This window comes from Pseudomonas sp. B19(2017) (assembly GCF_002113165.1).
In the GTDB taxonomy this organism is placed as follows: domain Bacteria; phylum Pseudomonadota; class Gammaproteobacteria; order Pseudomonadales; family Pseudomonadaceae; genus Aquipseudomonas.
In genome coordinates this window covers 97,980-113,039 of sequence record NZ_NEJR01000009.1, presented here as the reverse complement: position 1 = coordinate 113,039, position 15,060 = coordinate 97,980, and the positions used below count along the sequence as shown (strand labels likewise).

Sequence of the window (15,060 nt, the reverse complement as noted above, 5' to 3'; positions counted from 1 at the left end):
TCGCCGGCCGGCTCCCACGGGTACAGCGCAAGCCTTCCGGTCGGCGCAGTCCCTGTGGGAGCTGGCTTGCCGGCGATAGGGGCGCAAAGCGCCCCCCCTGGTAATCCTGATTACCAGCCGCGCCCAGAGTTCACCCAGAAGTTCACCGAAAGCGAGGTGGTCACAGACTCCACCTGGTGGAACCACCCTTCAGGCAGGAACAACAGGTCACCGGCCTGCAGCACCACGCGCAGGAACGGCACTTCGCGCGCCGCCGGGAAACGCTGGTAGTCCGGGGTGTCGGGGTTGAAGTCGCAGCCGTCCAGGCCGCCCTTGGGGCTGGTCGACCAGGTGCCCAGGGCCGGGCGATGGTGCGGCGCGGCAAGGATGAACGACTTCTGCCCCCATACCTGTGCGAACAGGTTGTCGGTGTCGTCGCGATGCAATGGCGTCAATGTGCCCTTGGGGCCGATCCATATGCGCGGCGCAATGAACTTGTCGCGGGCGAAATACTGCGGGAAGCGAATCAGCGTCAGCAGCTTTTCCGGCACGATGTTGTTGCCCATGTAGGCCGGGGTTTCGCCGGGTTTGGCAGGGGTGTCGAGCGAGGCGATGAAGTCGGCCATGGAGGTGGAGCGGAAGTCACGGTCGGTGGAGAAGGTCTTCTTCACGTAGTCGCCGTGCCGGGTGATGCCCTGCAGTTCGGCGAAATGTTCCAGCGAAGCTTCGCGGCCCATGGTGAACAGCGGCCAGTCCTGCAGGGCATCGCTGATGACCACCGGCGCCCCGTGCTCCAGGTATTCGCTCTGGAAGCGCGCCAGCGACAGGTCGGCGCGGGCAATGCGTGCCACCTCACGCTGTGCCGGTTGCGCGGCCGACAGCCGTTCGCTGAAGCGTGCCGGTGTCGGGTAGCGTTGGTTCATCGACACCTTGGTCGCCGGCGCACCGCGGCGGGCGTTGCTGATGATCTGCGGCAGCAGGGTGGCCAGGCCCATGTTGCCGCTGATCTTCAGGCGGGCGCTGGCGAACAGTTCTTCGACGTTGGCGGTGCCGCCCATGATGCCGATGAAGTCACGCTCGGCCACCTCGATGGTGACGTCCGGGGCGCTGTGCCGGCCGGCGCCGGTGCGGCTGCTGTCGCGCACCTCCGACCAGAAGGCCCGGTCCTGGCTGAAGACGAACTGGAAGACGCCTTCGATGCCGACGGCATGGGCGTTGTCGAACAGTTTGCTGAGGATGCTCTGAAGGTCCACGGTATGCCTCTGGCGGTCTTTCGTTGTGCAGGAATGACGAGTGCCCGCACCAACGATTTAGCCGTGTGGGCGGGTAATTTTTTGCCATGCTGCTACGTCCCGTAGGGAGGCTCGAGTTACATTTCACCCAAGGAACCCCATATGGCACTGCACCCTGATCTGGCAGCATTTCTGGAACTGGTCGAATTTGGCCGGCTGACGGGCAGGAGCTTGCCCATGCACGCGATGGATGTGGCCCAGGCCCGTGCCGAGTTCGAAGGCAGCTCGCAGGTGCTCGACCCGAGCCCGCCCGGCAACGTCATGGCCAGCGAGTTGCAGATTACCGCGCGCGACGGTGCCTGCCTGGCTGCTCGTCTGTACCGCCGGGGCGATGCGGGGGCTGCCTTGCAGCCCGTGATCCTTTACCTGCATGGCGGCGGCTACGTGGTCGGCAGCCTCGATTCGCATGACTCGGTGTGCCGCCGCCTGGCAGCCCTGGGCGAGTTCGCGGTGCTGGCGGCAGACTACCGGCTGGCACCGGAGCAGCAGTTCCCGGTGGCCCTGCACGACGCGCTGGACGCGGCCAACTGGCTGGCCGAGCAGGCGGCGTCGCTGGGCCTGGACAATCGCCGGGTGGTGCTGGCAGGGGACAGCGTGGGCGCGAGCCTGGCGGCGGTGCTGGCCATTACCGCGGTGGAGCAGCCCGAGGCGCTGGCGTTCAAGCCGCAGGCACAGTTGCTGTTCTACCCGGTGACCGATATTTCCTGCCAGCGTGAGTCCCATCGCGAGCATGCCGAGGGCTACCTGCTGGAAACGGCCACCCTGGAGTGGTTCTACCAGCACTATGCACCGCTGCCCGTGCAGCGCCAGGACTGGCGGGTGTCGCCGTTGCTGTCGACGCTGCGCCAGCCTTTGGCACCGGCTTACCTGTTCGTGGCCGAATATGACCCGTTGCATGACGAGGGCATGGCCTATCGTGACTGGCTGCTGGCGGGGGGCACGGCAGTGACCTTTGCCCGGGTGGAGGGGTTGACCCATGATTTCTTGCGCATGTCGGGGATCGTCGGGCAGGTGGACGAGATTTACCGGGATGTCGGGGAGTGGTTGAAGCGGGTCGGCGGCCAGTCCTGACTTGGCTTCGCCGGGGGGGCGCGTTGCACCCCATCGCCGGCAAGCCAGCTCCCACCCCGACCACACCGACTTCAAGTCATGTGCAGTACCTGTGGGAGCCGGCTTGCCGACGATAGGGCCGGTACAGGCAACCTTCAAGCGCGCAGGTAGCGCTTCAGACTATCCACCAACCGCTCAATCTCCGCCTCGGTATTCAACAACCCAGGCGCCGTCCGCACCACCGGCCCGACATCCCGCGACACTGCATCGACCACAATGCGCTGGCTGTTGAGGTGCCGGGCAATCTCGTCAGCATCCTGCCCGGCGACCCGGAAGAAGGTGAACCCCGCCGAATACTGCGTGCTGCGCGGTGTCACCAGCTCGACCCCCGGCAGCACTTCAAGACGCTGCCTGAGATAGCCATTGAGCCCGTGAATCCGCGCCTGCACCGCCGCCTTGCCCAGCTGCAGGTGAAGCTCGAACGCCTTGCCCAATGCCCAGCGGTGCTCGAACGCGTGGTAGCCCCCGGGCGTCATCACCGTGGCAAAATCCTCATTCTCGGAAAACGTGGCAATGGTCGGGTTCAGCTGCTTCATTTCCGTGGACGCCGCGCAGATGATCCCGGTACCCCGTGGCCCGAACATCCACTTGTGGGTGCCGGCGATGAAGTAGTCGCAGTTGAGATCTGCAAAGCGCATGTCTTCGACACCGAAACCATGCACACCATCGATCACGTAGATGATCTGGTCGTGCTCGTCACGCTGGCGATTGACCTCGCGCACCAGCGCGCCAATCTCGCCTACGGGCAGTTTCACGCCACTGCCCGAGTGTACCCAGGTCATGCCCAGCACCCGGGTTTTCGGCCCGATGGCCGCCGCGAGGGTGGCCAGTACCTGGTCGCTGTTGACCTTGGCGGGTTCGTCGAACAGGCGCAACCGGTGCACCGTTGTGCCATCGCGCAGGGTGCGAAAACCCATGGTATGACGGGCGGCCGAATGCTCGTGCACGGTGGTGAGAATTTCCTGCCCCGGGGCAATCTTCAGCCCGCCATAGATCAGCCCCAGGCCTTCGGTGGTGCTGCCGGTCAGGGCGATTTGCCGGGGTGTCACTTCGAGGTAGCGAGCGGCCCATTCACGCACGGCGGCTTCGTGCTTCCACTCCGACTGGCTGTCCCAGTCGACCATGCGGGCCGGGTGGCGGTCGAAGCGGGCACGCAGCGCCTCGATGGCTTCGCGCACGGGCCGTGGGTGCGAGGTGATCAGGAAGTTGGCAAAGTGAGCGTACGCCGGGTCAAGCTCGAACAGGTTGCGAAACGCGGCCCAGTCGCCGGCGTTCACAGGTGGTGCAGCTGCCGCTTGGGCGCCCGGCAGCAGTGGGCCTGTGAGGGGCAGGGCGGCGGCAAGCAGGCCGGCCTGCTTGAGAAAGGTGCGACGATCGTTCATCAAATGGCTCGCAAGGGTCAGGGGGATGAGGTGGCGACAGGTTGCGCGGCGCGCTGCACCTGCTCCCACACCCGCAGGAAGTTGCCGCCCCAGAGTTTGGCGATATCCGCTTCGGAGTAGCCGCGGCTGATCAGTTCGGCGGTGACGTTGCGTGCTTCACTGGCGTTCTGCCAACCGTCGATGCCGCCGCCTTCGTTGAAGTCCGAGCTCAGGCCGACATGGTCGATGCCGACCTTGCGCACGGTGTAGTCGATGGCGTCGCCATAGTCCTTGAGCGTGGCCGGCGGTTCTTCCTCGAGAATGCCGTACAGCGCGTTGGCGTATTGGCCGACCTTCTGTTCGGGCCAGCCGGCGATCACCGGGTCACCGGGCATCAGTGCGTAGTCGAGGTTGGCCAGTGGCGGCAGGTCGTAGCGGGCGCGCAGGGCGTTGAGTTTGTCCTGGGTCTTGCGGCTCAAGGGCTTGAGGTAGGTGGAGAAGGCCACCAGCTGGATCACGCCGCCGCTGCCCTTGATCAGCTGCAGCTCCTTGTCGGAGAGGTTGCGCCTGATATCGACCATCGCCCGTGGCGCCGAGTGCGAGGCCACCACCGGTGCGCGGCTGAGGGCGATGGCCTGGGCCAGCGCCTTGCTGGACATTTGCGACACATCGATGATCACCCCCAGGTCGTTCAGGCGCTGCACGGCGCGCTTGCCGACCGGCGACAGGCCGTCCAGGGCATCGGCGGTGTCATTGAAGAACGGCAGCGGGCGCGAGGAATCGGCCCAGCTGTTGTTGCCCACGTAACTGAAGCCGAACATGCGCACGCCTCGCGCAGCCCAGCGGTCGAGCTGGTCGATGTCATCACCCAGTGCATAGGCGTTGAGCATGCTGAGGAACACCGCAAACTTGCCTTCGCCGTGCAGGCGCCGCATGTCTTGCGGGGTGTAGGCAATACCCACCTGCTGCGGGAAGTCGCGAACCATGGCGGTGATGGCGTTGTAGCGCACTTCCTGGGTGTGGCGGGCGGCCTCGACGAAGCCAGGGGTGGGGCGGTGCGGGGCATCGTCACCGGTCCAGGATTCTGGCCAGGCGAAAATGGTCAGGGCCGCACCGGACAAACGTCCGCGTGCGGCCTTGGCCAGGTCGAAGCGGCCATCGCCATCCTTGTCGGCCTCGCTGCCCTCGGTGCCGAAGGTCAGTGGCAGGGTGACATGGCTGTCGAACGAGATGATGCGTTCCTGCAGGTCGTTGGCCTGGCGGGTCACCTCCCTGGAATAGCCGGCAGGTGTGGCGAAGTAGTGCCAGGCGGCGAACCCGGCGCCAGCGGCAACCGCCGTGGCCAGGCTGATAAACAGGGCTTTCTTCCAGCGTGGAGTCGTCATCTTGGTCTCAATAGGTTCACCGTCGAGGGATGGGCACAGAGGCCGCCGCTACCTGCAGTGAACGAGCTCGCGCCTGGGAAATTTAGCCGCGTATGCTCCCTGTACGCCGCTAAATTTCACCTGCCGTGCAACGTTCTAGCCTTGGACGGGCCGTGCCCCATGGCCGCAATGAATGCACAGGTATGCAATGACGATTTCCCGACGCGGTTTCATCGCCGGTGTGGCACTGACGGGTGTGGTGGTGCCCGGTGCGCTGGGGGCGCTGTATGTGCAGCGCCAGCGTGCCGCCGAGGAATTCCCGGAAACCCCTGGCGAGGCCGTCGTCGAGTTGGCCGATACCCGCCTGCAGCAGTTGGGCGATACCCTGCGCGGGATCTGGCGCTGGACCCTGCAGGGCAAGGATGCGGGGTTGGACGGCCTTCCCACAGGTGAACTGGAGCTATTCCTGGATGTGACAACCAGTGGGCGCGCCCTGCGCGGTTACCTGGATACCCCTGAGCGCCTGCGTGGGCAGGAAGAGCCGCGCTACCGCGTGGTAGGCGACCTGTTGGCGGACAAACCGGGCACCCTGCGCTGGCGCCTGTTTTCGGCCCGGGCCCGCTATGAATGCCACATCGTGCTCGACGAGGTCTGGGGCCGGTTCGGCAACGCCGGGCCGGCGACCCTGAACGGGCGCATTGCACGCCTGGACCGCGCGCTGACATTGCCGGTGGAGGATAACCAGTTCCTGGCCTTGAAGCGCACCTTCCCCGAGGCGCGCGAGCGTACCCCGCTGAACCCGCGACTGCTGGCCTGGCTGATAGCCCCGGAGCATCGTCTGTTCCACCAGCTGTGGCACGCGTCGCGGGACAAATGGCACAAGCTGGGCAAGGACAAGCAGGCCGCCCTGCGTGGCCTGGGCTGGCAGCCCGGGCCGCGTGACCGCGAGCGTGACGCGCGGGGCCGGCACAAAGACCGCAACGGCTCGGGCGAGGACTTTTTCTTCATGCACCGGCACATGCTTGGCAGTGCCCGTGCCCTGCAGGACTTGCCGTCATGGCCGCGCTTCCCGCTGCCGCAGCCGGAACTGGAGCGCGACCGCGCCGGGTTCGCCCGCTACTTCGACAACCATGACGGCAATGCCCTGCCGCCCACCTGGCTGGCCAGCGGTGATGCGGAATACACCCAGTGGGTGCGCGACATCAAGACACCGGATACCTTCCATGGCAACTTTCAGGTCTGGGAGTCACGCTACACCGACCCGGAGTACCTCAGCACCCTGACCCTGGGCCAGTTCGGTTCCGAGGTGGAACTGGGCCTGCACGACTGGCTGCACATGCGCTGGGCATCGGTGCCGCGTGACCCGTCCAACGGCATGCCGGTACCGACGGCGCGCACGCCGGATGATTTTGCCGAACGCTGGTTCGCCGAGCAGAACGATTTTCTCGGTGACCCGTTTTCATCACATGTGAACCCGGTGTTCTGGCACTTTCACGGTTGGATCGACGACCGCATCGAGGACTGGTTCCACGCCCATGAGCGGTTGCACCCGGGCGAGGTACGGCGACTGGAAGTCAATGGCGTGCCATGGTTTGCGCCAGGGCGCTGGGTGCAAGTGGCGGATCCGTGGCTGGGCCCGGATACTCACGGCTGCTCGACGGTGCCGGGTTTGCGGCCCGGGCGCAGTGTAGAGATGGACCCGGAGACCATGAAGCTGGCGTTGCGCATCATCTACAGCGATGACGACCTGCTCGACAAGCTGCGGCCCAAGGTACCGCAACGGCCGTGGTATGCGCGCAATCTGAAGGTGCGGAGCTAGTCGCTGCCTGTACCGGTCCTATTGCCGGCAAGCCGGCTCCCACAGGTACAGCGCATGCCTTGAGCCCTGCGCAGGCCCTGTGGGAGCTGGCTTGCCGGCGATAGGGCCGGTACAGGCGACCTTACTGGCGGACCACCCACCCACCCCCCAAGGCCTTGTACAACGCCACGCTCCCCTGCAACCGGGCCAGACGCAGTTGTGCCTGCTGGTCCTGCGCCGCATACAAAGTGCGCTGGGTCTCCAGCACGCTCAACAACGTCTCCGCTCCCGCGCCATAACGCTGCTGCGCCAGGTCGAACGCCAGCCGCGCCTGCGCCACCTCGTCATCCTGCCACTGCCGCTGACGGTCCACGCCGTGGATCGCATTGAGGGCTTTTTCGACATCGGCAAAACCGGCCAGGATGCTGCTGCGGTAGGCCTCCAGCAACTCTGCCTGCTCAGCCTCGGCCAGTTCATGCGCGGCACGCAGCCGGCCGTTGTTGAACACCGGCGCGACCAGGCCGCTGGTGAGGGTGTAGTAGCCGCTGTCGAACAAGTGGGCGAAGGTATTGGCGCCAGCCCCCAGATTGGCCCCGAGGGTGAGTTTGGGCAGCATGGCGGCGCGGGCGACCTGCACGTTGGCGCTGGCGGCGGCCAGGCGTGCTTCAGCCGCGGCAATGTCCGGGCGGCGGGTGAGCAGTTCGCTGGGCACGCCGCTGCCTATGGCGGGCCATTGCAGGGTGATGATCGCCTCCTGGCTGGCCGGTAGCGCCTGCACCGGTTCGCCGAGCAGGGTCGCCAGGGTGACCCGGCTGTCTTGCCACTTCTGTTCCAGTAACGGCAACTGGCGTTGCTGCGCGGCCACCAGGCTGCGCTGCTGGGCCAGCTCCAGGCGCGTGGCGGAACCGCTGCGCTGGCGTGCCTCGACCAGGCCCAGCACATCCTGGGCATTGCGCAGGTTGAGGCGGGCAATGCGCAACTGCTCCTGCAGGGCCAGGCCTTGCAGGTAACTGTCGGCCACCGCGCTGACCAGGGTCAGCGCCACGGTCTGGCGGTCGAAGCGGCTGGCATCCAGGCTGCGCAGAGCGCTGTCGCGGGTTGCCCGCAGGCCGCCCCAGAAGTCGATTTCGTAGCTGGCGCTGAGTTGCATGTCGAACGAGGTACTGGTGGGTTCGTTGCTGCTGACATCCAGCTGGTCGTTGCCCTCACCGTGCAGCAGGCGTTGGCGGCTGCCGTTCAGGCCCAGCGTCAGCTCCGGCAGCAGCGGGGCGCCGGCGATGACCGCGCGGGCCTGGGCCTGACGCACCCGCGCCGTGGCGGCGGCCAGGTCATGGGCATTGTGCAGGGCGTGTTGCACCAGGCGGTCGAGCTCGCGGCTGGCGAAGGCTTGCCACCACTGGGCCGTTGGCCATTGTGCCGAGGTTGTTGCGACCTCGCCTTGCCAGGCGGGTGGCGTGGCGATGCCGCTGGCGGGGGTGGGCGGCGTACTGCAGGCGGCGAGGCATACGCATAAGGTCAACAGGCTGATGCGGCTTGGCAGAGTCATGGGTTATACGCTGGTAAGGGCTTTGACCGGGTCGAGGCGTGCGGCCTTGCGCGCGGGCATGAAGCCGAACACGATGCCGGTGACGACGGCGCAGGCGAAGGCGCCGAGCATGGCGGGCAGGGCAAAGGCCACCGCCACTTCGGCCAGCATCAGGCCGCCACCGATGGCCAGGGCCAGGGCGATGCCGGCCAGGCCGCCGACCATCGACAGCATCACTGCCTCGCTGAGGAATTGCCGCAGGATGTCGCGCTGGCGCGCGCCGGTGGCCATGCGGATACCGATTTCACGGGTGCGCTCGCGCACGGTCATCAACATGATGTTCATCACGCCGATGCCGCCCACCAGCAGCGAAATCGCGGCGATCGCCCCCAGCATCAGCGCCAGGCTGTTCTGCGTGCGCGCCTCGGCCTGGATCAGCGCCGCGTCATTGGTCAGCTCGAAGTCCTGGCGGCCGTTGTGGCGCTGGCGCAGCAGCTTGTCTATGGCCGCTTCGGCTTCGTTGACCCGCGTGGAGTCCAGGGCGGCAACGGCGATGTAGTCCGGGTCGCGCTGGCCGAACAGGCGGATGGCTGCAGCGGAGTAGGGCACCACGATGCGCCCGTCGCTGTCCTGGTCGCCAGAGCTGGCGCCCTTGGCGGCCAGGATGCCGACTACCTGGAACGGCACATTGCCAATCAGCAGGTACTGCCCCACAGGGTCGCGGCCAGGGTCGAGCATCTTTTCCCGCACTTTCTGGCCGATCACCGCCACCGCGGCAGCATTGGCTTCATCGGCATCGGTGTAGAAGCCGCCTTGCACCGCAGGCCAGTTGAAAATCTCCGGGAACCCGGTGTTGTTGCCACCCACATAGAACCGCTGGCTGTTGTTGCCTTGGCGCACCATCATCTTTTCGCCGATCACCGGCATCACGTGTTTGACCTGCGGCAGTTGGCCGATGGCAGCGACATCGTCGAGGGTGATGGTGCCGGCCTGTTCGCCCGGGCTTGCCGGCTTGCCGTTGAGGTAGAGGATATTCGAGCCGAAGGCGGCCATCTGCGCCATGACCTGGCGCTTGCTGCCTTCGCCCACGGCCAGCATCACCACCACCGAGGCCACGCCGATGACGATGCCCAGAAGGGTCAGGGCGGTGCGGAAGCGGTTGACCCACATCACCCGCCAGGCTGCCTGCAGGGCTTCGAGCAATTCGCCTTTCCACGCCCCGTGCAAAGTCGCGCCACGGTCCAGGCGCTGGCGCAGCTGCTCGGCCTGCAGCCCGCGGCCGTGCTCGACCGTGGGCTGTTCGCCGGCCGAATCGCTGATGATCAGGCCGTCACGGATTTCGATCACGCGCTGTGCCCGCGCCGCGACGTTGCGGTCATGGGTGATCAGGATGATCACATGGCCCTGGCTGGCCAGCTCGTCGAGCAACGCCATCACTTCGGTGCCGCTGTGGCTGTCGAGGGCGCCAGTGGGCTCGTCGGCGAGGATGATATGGCCGCCGTTCATCAAGGCCCGGGCAATCGACACCCGTTGCTGCTGGCCGCCAGACAACTGGTGCGGGCGGTTGCCGGTGCGGCTGGCCAGGCCCAGGCGGCCGAGCAGGGCGCTGGCGCGGGCGTGGCGTTCGTTGGCAGCGATACCGGCATAGATGGCCGGCATTTCGACGTTTTCCTGGGCCGAGCCCGATGGGATCAGGTGGTAGCCCTGGAACACGAAGCCAAACGCCTCGCGGCGCAGCCAGGCCAGTTCGTCGCTGCCCAGCTCGGCCACATCCTTGCCGGCGAAGCGGTAACTGCCGGACGTGGGGCGGTCGAGGCAGCCGAGGATATTCATCAAGGTCGACTTGCCGGAGCCGGAGGCGCCGACGATGGCGACGAACTCGCCAGGATGGATGCACAGGTTGATGCCATGCAGGATATCGACCTTGGGCGTTTCGACGCCGCCGTAGGATTTACGGATGTCGACCAGCTCGATCAGGGGCGTGCTCATTCAACCTCCGCTGACGCCAGGGGCGCCGATCACCAGGCGTTCGCCTTCGTTGAGGCCGTCCAGCACTTGCACCCGCAGGCGGTCGCTGAGGCCGGTGCGCACCTGGCGCTGTTCCACCTTTCCGTCGCGGGTCAGCACATGCGCCAGGCGCAGGCCATCGCCGTCGTCCAGTGCGGCCAGTGGTACGGTCAGCACCTGGCTGGCTTTGCCGGCGACGAAGAACACCTGTGTGGTCATCTCTGCCATCAGCGCGCCGTCGGGGTTGTCGACATCCAGCAGCACGCTGTACTGCACTACCTGGCTGCCGGCACTGCCATTGCTGACGCTGGCCGGGCTGCCGCCGCCCTGACTGGCCTGCTCCAGTGGCTTGGGCGGGATCGGCAGCACTTGCCGCACGGTGCTGGTCCAGCGGCGCTTGCCGCCGGCCAAGGTGGTGAAGTAGGCGGTCATGCCCGGCGTGACCTTGCCGATGTCGGCCTCTGACACCTGGGCCCACACGGTCATTGGCGAAAGCTTGGCGATGCGCAGGATCAACGGGGTCTGCTGCTGGGCATTGAGGGTTTGCCCTTCACGCGCATCCACCGCCACAACCGTGCCGTCCATCGGCGCGTAGATGCGCGTGTAGCCCAGCTCGGCCTCGTCGCTGCGCAGGCTGGCCTGGGCCTGACGGATCTGGGCCTGGAACATGTCGATGCGCGCCTGGGTGACCTTCAACTGTGCGGCAGCCGTTTGTACGTCCTCGTCGCGGGTGGCACCGGCGGCCGCCAGGTCGCGTTGGCGTTTGAGTTGCTGTCGGGCCAGTTGGAACTGCGCGCGTTGTTCGGCCAGCTGGGCCTTGAGGTTGTCGATCGAATAACGGCCGGCATCCAGCCGGGCCTGCTGGGTCGAAGGGTCGATCTCGACCAGTAGTTGGCCTTTGCGCACCGTGTCGCCGACTTCCACGTGCAGGGTGTGGATCTGCCCCGACGCCTGGGCACCAACGTCCACGTAGCGACGCGGTTGCAGGGTACCCAGTGCGGTGACGCTGCTTTCGATGTCGGCGCGGGTCACGGCGACCGTGCTCAGCGGCTGTGCGCCGTAGGGCAGAGCCTTCCAGGCCAGCAGGCTGCCCAGGCCGAGCAGGCCCAGGCCGGTGAGCAGTAGCCGGCGACGGGTGTTGGTTAAAGGTCTCATGCAGACATCCAGCCGAGGGGGTGCCAGATAGACGAAAGCGGCAGGGGGGGATTTAGCGTGGGAAGATTGGCGCGATCTCTGTGGGAGCGGGCGTGCCCGCGAACACCGGCGCAGCCGGTGCCATGCACCGCGTTGAATTCTTCGCGGGCATGCCCGCTCCCACAGAAGAGCGCATACCTGTGGGAGGGACGGTGTTGCTCCATGCGCCTTGTTGCTGAGAATAATTATAATTTGTAAGATCGCACGCTGACATCACTCGGTCCCGCGTTGCTGCCTGAAAAGGCTTTCTGGCATAGGCTGGCAGGACGATCTCAGGTAACGTCGTGGAACATTACTATCGCGAACTGGTGGGTTTCCTTTGCGCGCGCCTGGGCAATCGTCAGGCCGCCGAAGACGTGGCGCACGATGCCTACCTGCGGGTGCTGGAGCGCACCGACGGCGAGCGCATCGAGCACCCGCGTGCCTTTCTTTACCGCACCGCGCTCAACCTGGTGGTCGACCGCCACCGTCGGCATCAGGTGCGCCAGGCCGAGCCGCTGGAGGTGCTGGACAGCGACGAGCGCTGGCATACCCCGGCGCCGACCCACGATATGCAGCTCGACCAGCGCCTGGCACTGATGCAGCGCGCCCTGGACGAGCTGAGCAAGGTCTGCCGCGACAGCTTCCTGCTGCGCAAGCTCGATGGCCTGTCCCACCAGCAGATTGCCGAGCATCTGGGAATTTCCCGCAGCCTGGTGGAAAAGCACATCGTCAATGCCATGAAGCACTGCCGGGTGCGCATGCGCGAGTGGGAATCCTGATCGCCGGGTTGGAGGCAAATGCAAATTCCGTCAGTCGATCACTTGATTTCCTCGGTTTTCCCGACTTCTATCAAAGAAGACCCCTGCCAGGCGTAGCGTTGGCAGCAGCCTTCACTGGCGCAGTATGGTCATGGAGCGTACCCATTACCCAACTGCCCAGGTCCGACCATGGCCAACAAGACCCTGCGCATCCTCATCGCCGACGCACAACCGTGCCAGCGCCTGCAACTGGAGCGGCTGCTCAACGGCCTGGGTTACTACCGGATAGCGCCAGTGGACAGCTTCGAGGAGCTGCAGCGCCTGGTGTTTAGTGCCTTGCAGCCTTTCCACCTGCTGTTGGGCAACATCGAGCTGGCCAGCCGTGCCGGGGTCGACCTGGCGCGCTTTTGCCGCGTCAGCACGCAGATCCAGCATGCCCTGCTTTACCACTCGGCCCAGTTGCAAGTGCCCTCGGTGCCGCAGACCGAGCGCCAGGCAGTCAGCCTGAGCCTGCCCCAGGTGCCCGATAACGAGGCGCTGGAGGCATTCATGGCGATCATCGATACGCCGCTGCTGGTCGGCAAGCTGCCGCTGCCGGGCACCATGCCGGCTGCCACGGCGCGGCCACGGCCCAGGGCCAATTTCGTCAATAGCATGTTCAACCGCTAAAGCCGCGCGGGCGGGGCAAGGGGGCAGCTATTTGCTATCCTCTTGCCCTTTGCCGATTTGCGGAACCTGCCATGACTGCCATCGATACCGCTCGCCCGCCCCGGTTCAGCCGCGGCGACCACCGGACCCTGGGCCTGGCGGCGTTGGGCGGCGCGCTGGAAATCTACGACTTCATCATCTTCGTGTTCTTTGCGCTGACCCTGAGCCAGCTGTTCTTCCCGCCCGAGATGCCCGAATGGCTGCGCCTGCTGCAAAGCTTCGGGATCTTCGTCACCGGCTATCTGGCGCGGCCGCTGGGCGGCATCCTGATGGCGCACTTCGCCGACCACCTGGGACGCAAGCGGGTTTTCAGCCTGAGCATCTTGATGATGGCCCTGCCGTGCCTGTTGATCGGGGTGATGCCGACCTACGCCGACATCGGCTATGCCGCGCCGCTGATCCTGCTGGCCCTGCGCATCCTGCAGGGTGCGGCGGTGGGCGGGGAGGTACCGAGTGCCTGGACCTTCGTTGCCGAGCATGCGCCGGCCGGGCGGCGCGGCTACGCCCTGGGTTTCCTGCAGGCCGGGCTGACCTTCGGCTACCTGCTGGGGGCGCTGACCGCGACCTTGCTGGCGCAGCTGTTCACCCCGCAGGAAATTCTCGACTACGCCTGGCGCTATCCGTTCCTGCTCGGCGGGGTATTCGGCGTGATCGGCGTGTGGCTGCGCCGTTGGCTGAGTGAAACACCGGTGTTCCTCGCCCTGCGCGCGCGCCAGGAGCAGCCGGTGAGCTTCCCGCTGCGACGGGTGCTGGGCGAACACCGCCGGGCGCTGATCCCGGCGGCGCTGCTGACCTGTGTGCTGACGTCCGCCGTGGTGGTGCTGGTGGTGATTACCCCGACGGTGATGCAGCAGCGCTTCGGCATGACGGCGGGGCACACCTTCGCCCTGAGCAGCGTGGGCATCGTCTTCCTCAATATCGGTTGCGTGCTGGCCGGATTGCTGGTCGACCGGGTGGGCGCCTGGCGCGCGCTGATGCTCTACAGCCTGCTGCTGCCGCTGGGCATCGGCGCGTTGTACGCCAGCCTGGTGGGGCAGTGGGGCATGACCTGGCTGGCCTATGCGCTGGCGGGCCTGTCCTGCGGCGTGGTAGGGGTGGTGCCGTCGGTGATGGTCGGGCTGTTCCCGGCCGAAATCCGCGTGTCGGGCATTTCCTTCACCTACAACGTGGCCTACGCACTGTGGGCCAGCACCACACCGCTGGCGCTGATCGCACTGATGCCATGGAGCCCGTGGGTGTGTGTCGGTTTTTGTCTGGTCATGGGCACGGTCGGGCTGCTGACAGCGTTGTATTTCGGGCGTCGTGAGCCATTGGCGTTTGCGGCGGAGCCGGTGCCGATCATGTGTGGTGACAAATGAGCCGGTAACGGCTGTAGGGCATTGAGGCAGACTTCCGGGCGGGGGTTAACTTTCACAAGAGCATGACGACCTACAACAATCACCGAGTCTGGCAGGACGTCTATCGTCCCCAGACCGCTGTAGGAAGGGTTTACCTCAAGTTGATGGTGGTTGACGACCTGCTCATCGTGTCTTTCAAGGAGCTGTGAAATGAAATGCCCACTGTGTGGAGGAGCGGAATTGGTCGCGCAATCCAAGGACATGCCTTATCGCTACAAGGGTGAAACTACCGTTATTCCCGATGTTTATGGCGACTACTGCCCTGCTTGTGGTGAGGTGATACTCGGCATGGGAGAGGCGCAGCGCATGAGTGACCTGATGTCGGCGTTTGAGCGACAAGTCAATGGAGCCGTTGTTGATCCTGCCTTCATTGCAGCAATGCGCAGGAAGTTCGACCTCGACCAGCGTGAAGCAGGGGAAATTTTCGGTGGTGGGGTCAATGCGTTCTCTCGTTACGAAAACGGCAAGACCACGCCGCCAGTGGCGTTGGTAAAACTGCTCAAGCTGCTGGACCGCCACCCAGAGCTCTTCGAGGAAGTGCGTACTGCCTGACTCTTGGCAGGCAACAAAAAGCCCCCGGCTCGT

At 65.6% G+C, this 15,060-nt stretch carries 12 protein-coding genes and 1 pseudogene; 7 read left to right on the top strand and 6 right to left on the bottom strand.

Translation table 11 applies throughout. From position 1 onward, the window contains the following. Positions 1 to 110: 110 nt before the first annotated feature. Positions 111 to 1,232, bottom strand: coding sequence for a cupin-like domain-containing protein (locus CAF70_RS14565; RefSeq protein WP_085625421.1), 1,122 nt, complete (start codon positions 1,230 to 1,232; stop codon positions 111 to 113). A 141-nt stretch (positions 1,233 to 1,373) separates the two neighbouring features. Here CAF70_RS14565 and CAF70_RS14560 point away from each other — a divergent pair, with 141 nt between their 5' ends. Further along, positions 1,374 to 2,342, top strand: coding sequence for an alpha/beta hydrolase (locus CAF70_RS14560; protein ID WP_085625420.1), 969 nt, complete (start codon positions 1,374 to 1,376; stop codon positions 2,340 to 2,342). A 134-nt stretch (positions 2,343 to 2,476) separates the two neighbouring features. Here the strand turns inward: CAF70_RS14560 and CAF70_RS14555 are convergent, their stop codons facing one another. Both CAF70_RS14555 and pvdM read right to left on the bottom strand, forming a co-directional pair. Further along, positions 2,477 to 3,763 (bottom strand): aminotransferase class V-fold PLP-dependent enzyme, encoded by a 1,287-nt coding sequence (locus tag CAF70_RS14555; RefSeq protein ID WP_085625419.1) that lies wholly within the window; start codon positions 3,761 to 3,763, stop codon positions 2,477 to 2,479. 17 nt (positions 3,764 to 3,780) lie between these two features. After that, a complete protein-coding gene (pvdM, locus tag CAF70_RS14550) occupies positions 3,781 to 5,127 on the bottom strand; it encodes a pyoverdine-tailoring dipeptidase-like protein PvdM (RefSeq protein ID WP_085625418.1) in 1,347 nt (448 codons plus the stop codon). A 187-nt stretch (positions 5,128 to 5,314) separates the two neighbouring features. Here pvdM and CAF70_RS14545 point away from each other — a divergent pair, with 187 nt between their 5' ends. Then, entirely contained in the window at positions 5,315 to 6,925 is a 1,611-nt protein-coding gene (locus CAF70_RS14545; protein WP_085625417.1) for a PvdJ/PvdD/PvdP-like protein, read from the top strand. Positions 6,926 to 7,046: 121 nt separating this feature from the next. Here the strand turns inward: CAF70_RS14545 and CAF70_RS14540 are convergent, their stop codons facing one another. The 3 genes from CAF70_RS14540 to CAF70_RS14530 are packed head-to-tail and all read right to left on the bottom strand — an operon-like array spanning position 7,047 to position 11,591. Continuing rightward, complete coding sequence (locus tag CAF70_RS14540; protein ID WP_085625416.1) at positions 7,047 to 8,450, bottom strand: efflux transporter outer membrane subunit; 1,404 nt, start codon at positions 8,448 to 8,450, stop codon at positions 7,047 to 7,049. A 3-nt stretch (positions 8,451 to 8,453) separates the two neighbouring features. Next, the gene (locus CAF70_RS14535) at positions 8,454 to 10,418 is read right to left on the bottom strand and encodes a MacB family efflux pump subunit (protein ID WP_085625415.1); all 1,965 of its coding nucleotides are present in this window, start codon (positions 10,416 to 10,418) and stop codon (positions 8,454 to 8,456) included. After that, positions 10,419 to 11,591 (bottom strand): efflux RND transporter periplasmic adaptor subunit, encoded by a 1,173-nt coding sequence (locus CAF70_RS14530; RefSeq protein ID WP_085625414.1) that lies wholly within the window; start codon positions 11,589 to 11,591, stop codon positions 10,419 to 10,421. Positions 11,592 to 11,914: 323 nt separating this feature from the next. Here CAF70_RS14530 and CAF70_RS14525 point away from each other — a divergent pair, with 323 nt between their 5' ends. From CAF70_RS14525 to CAF70_RS14505, 5 genes and pseudogenes are all read left to right on the top strand, one after another. After that, positions 11,915 to 12,391, top strand: coding sequence for a sigma-70 family RNA polymerase sigma factor (locus CAF70_RS14525; RefSeq protein ID WP_085625413.1), 477 nt, complete (start codon positions 11,915 to 11,917; stop codon positions 12,389 to 12,391). 168 nt (positions 12,392 to 12,559) lie between these two features. Then, entirely contained in the window at positions 12,560 to 13,039 is a 480-nt protein-coding gene (locus CAF70_RS14520) for a histidine kinase (RefSeq protein WP_085625412.1), read from the top strand. Positions 13,040 to 13,110: 71 nt separating this feature from the next. After that, the gene (locus tag CAF70_RS14515) at positions 13,111 to 14,436 is read left to right on the top strand and encodes an MFS transporter (RefSeq protein ID WP_085625411.1); all 1,326 of its coding nucleotides are present in this window, start codon (positions 13,111 to 13,113) and stop codon (positions 14,434 to 14,436) included. A gap of 47 nt (positions 14,437 to 14,483) precedes the next feature. Next, positions 14,484 to 14,624, top strand: a pseudogene (locus CAF70_RS14510) (type II toxin-antitoxin system MqsR family toxin); the annotation flags it as partial. Between the two features lies 1 nt (position 14,625). Further along, complete coding sequence (locus CAF70_RS14505) at positions 14,626 to 15,027, top strand: type II TA system antitoxin MqsA family protein (RefSeq protein WP_085625409.1); 402 nt, start codon at positions 14,626 to 14,628, stop codon at positions 15,025 to 15,027. The last annotated feature ends 33 nt before the right edge of the window (positions 15,028 to 15,060 follow it).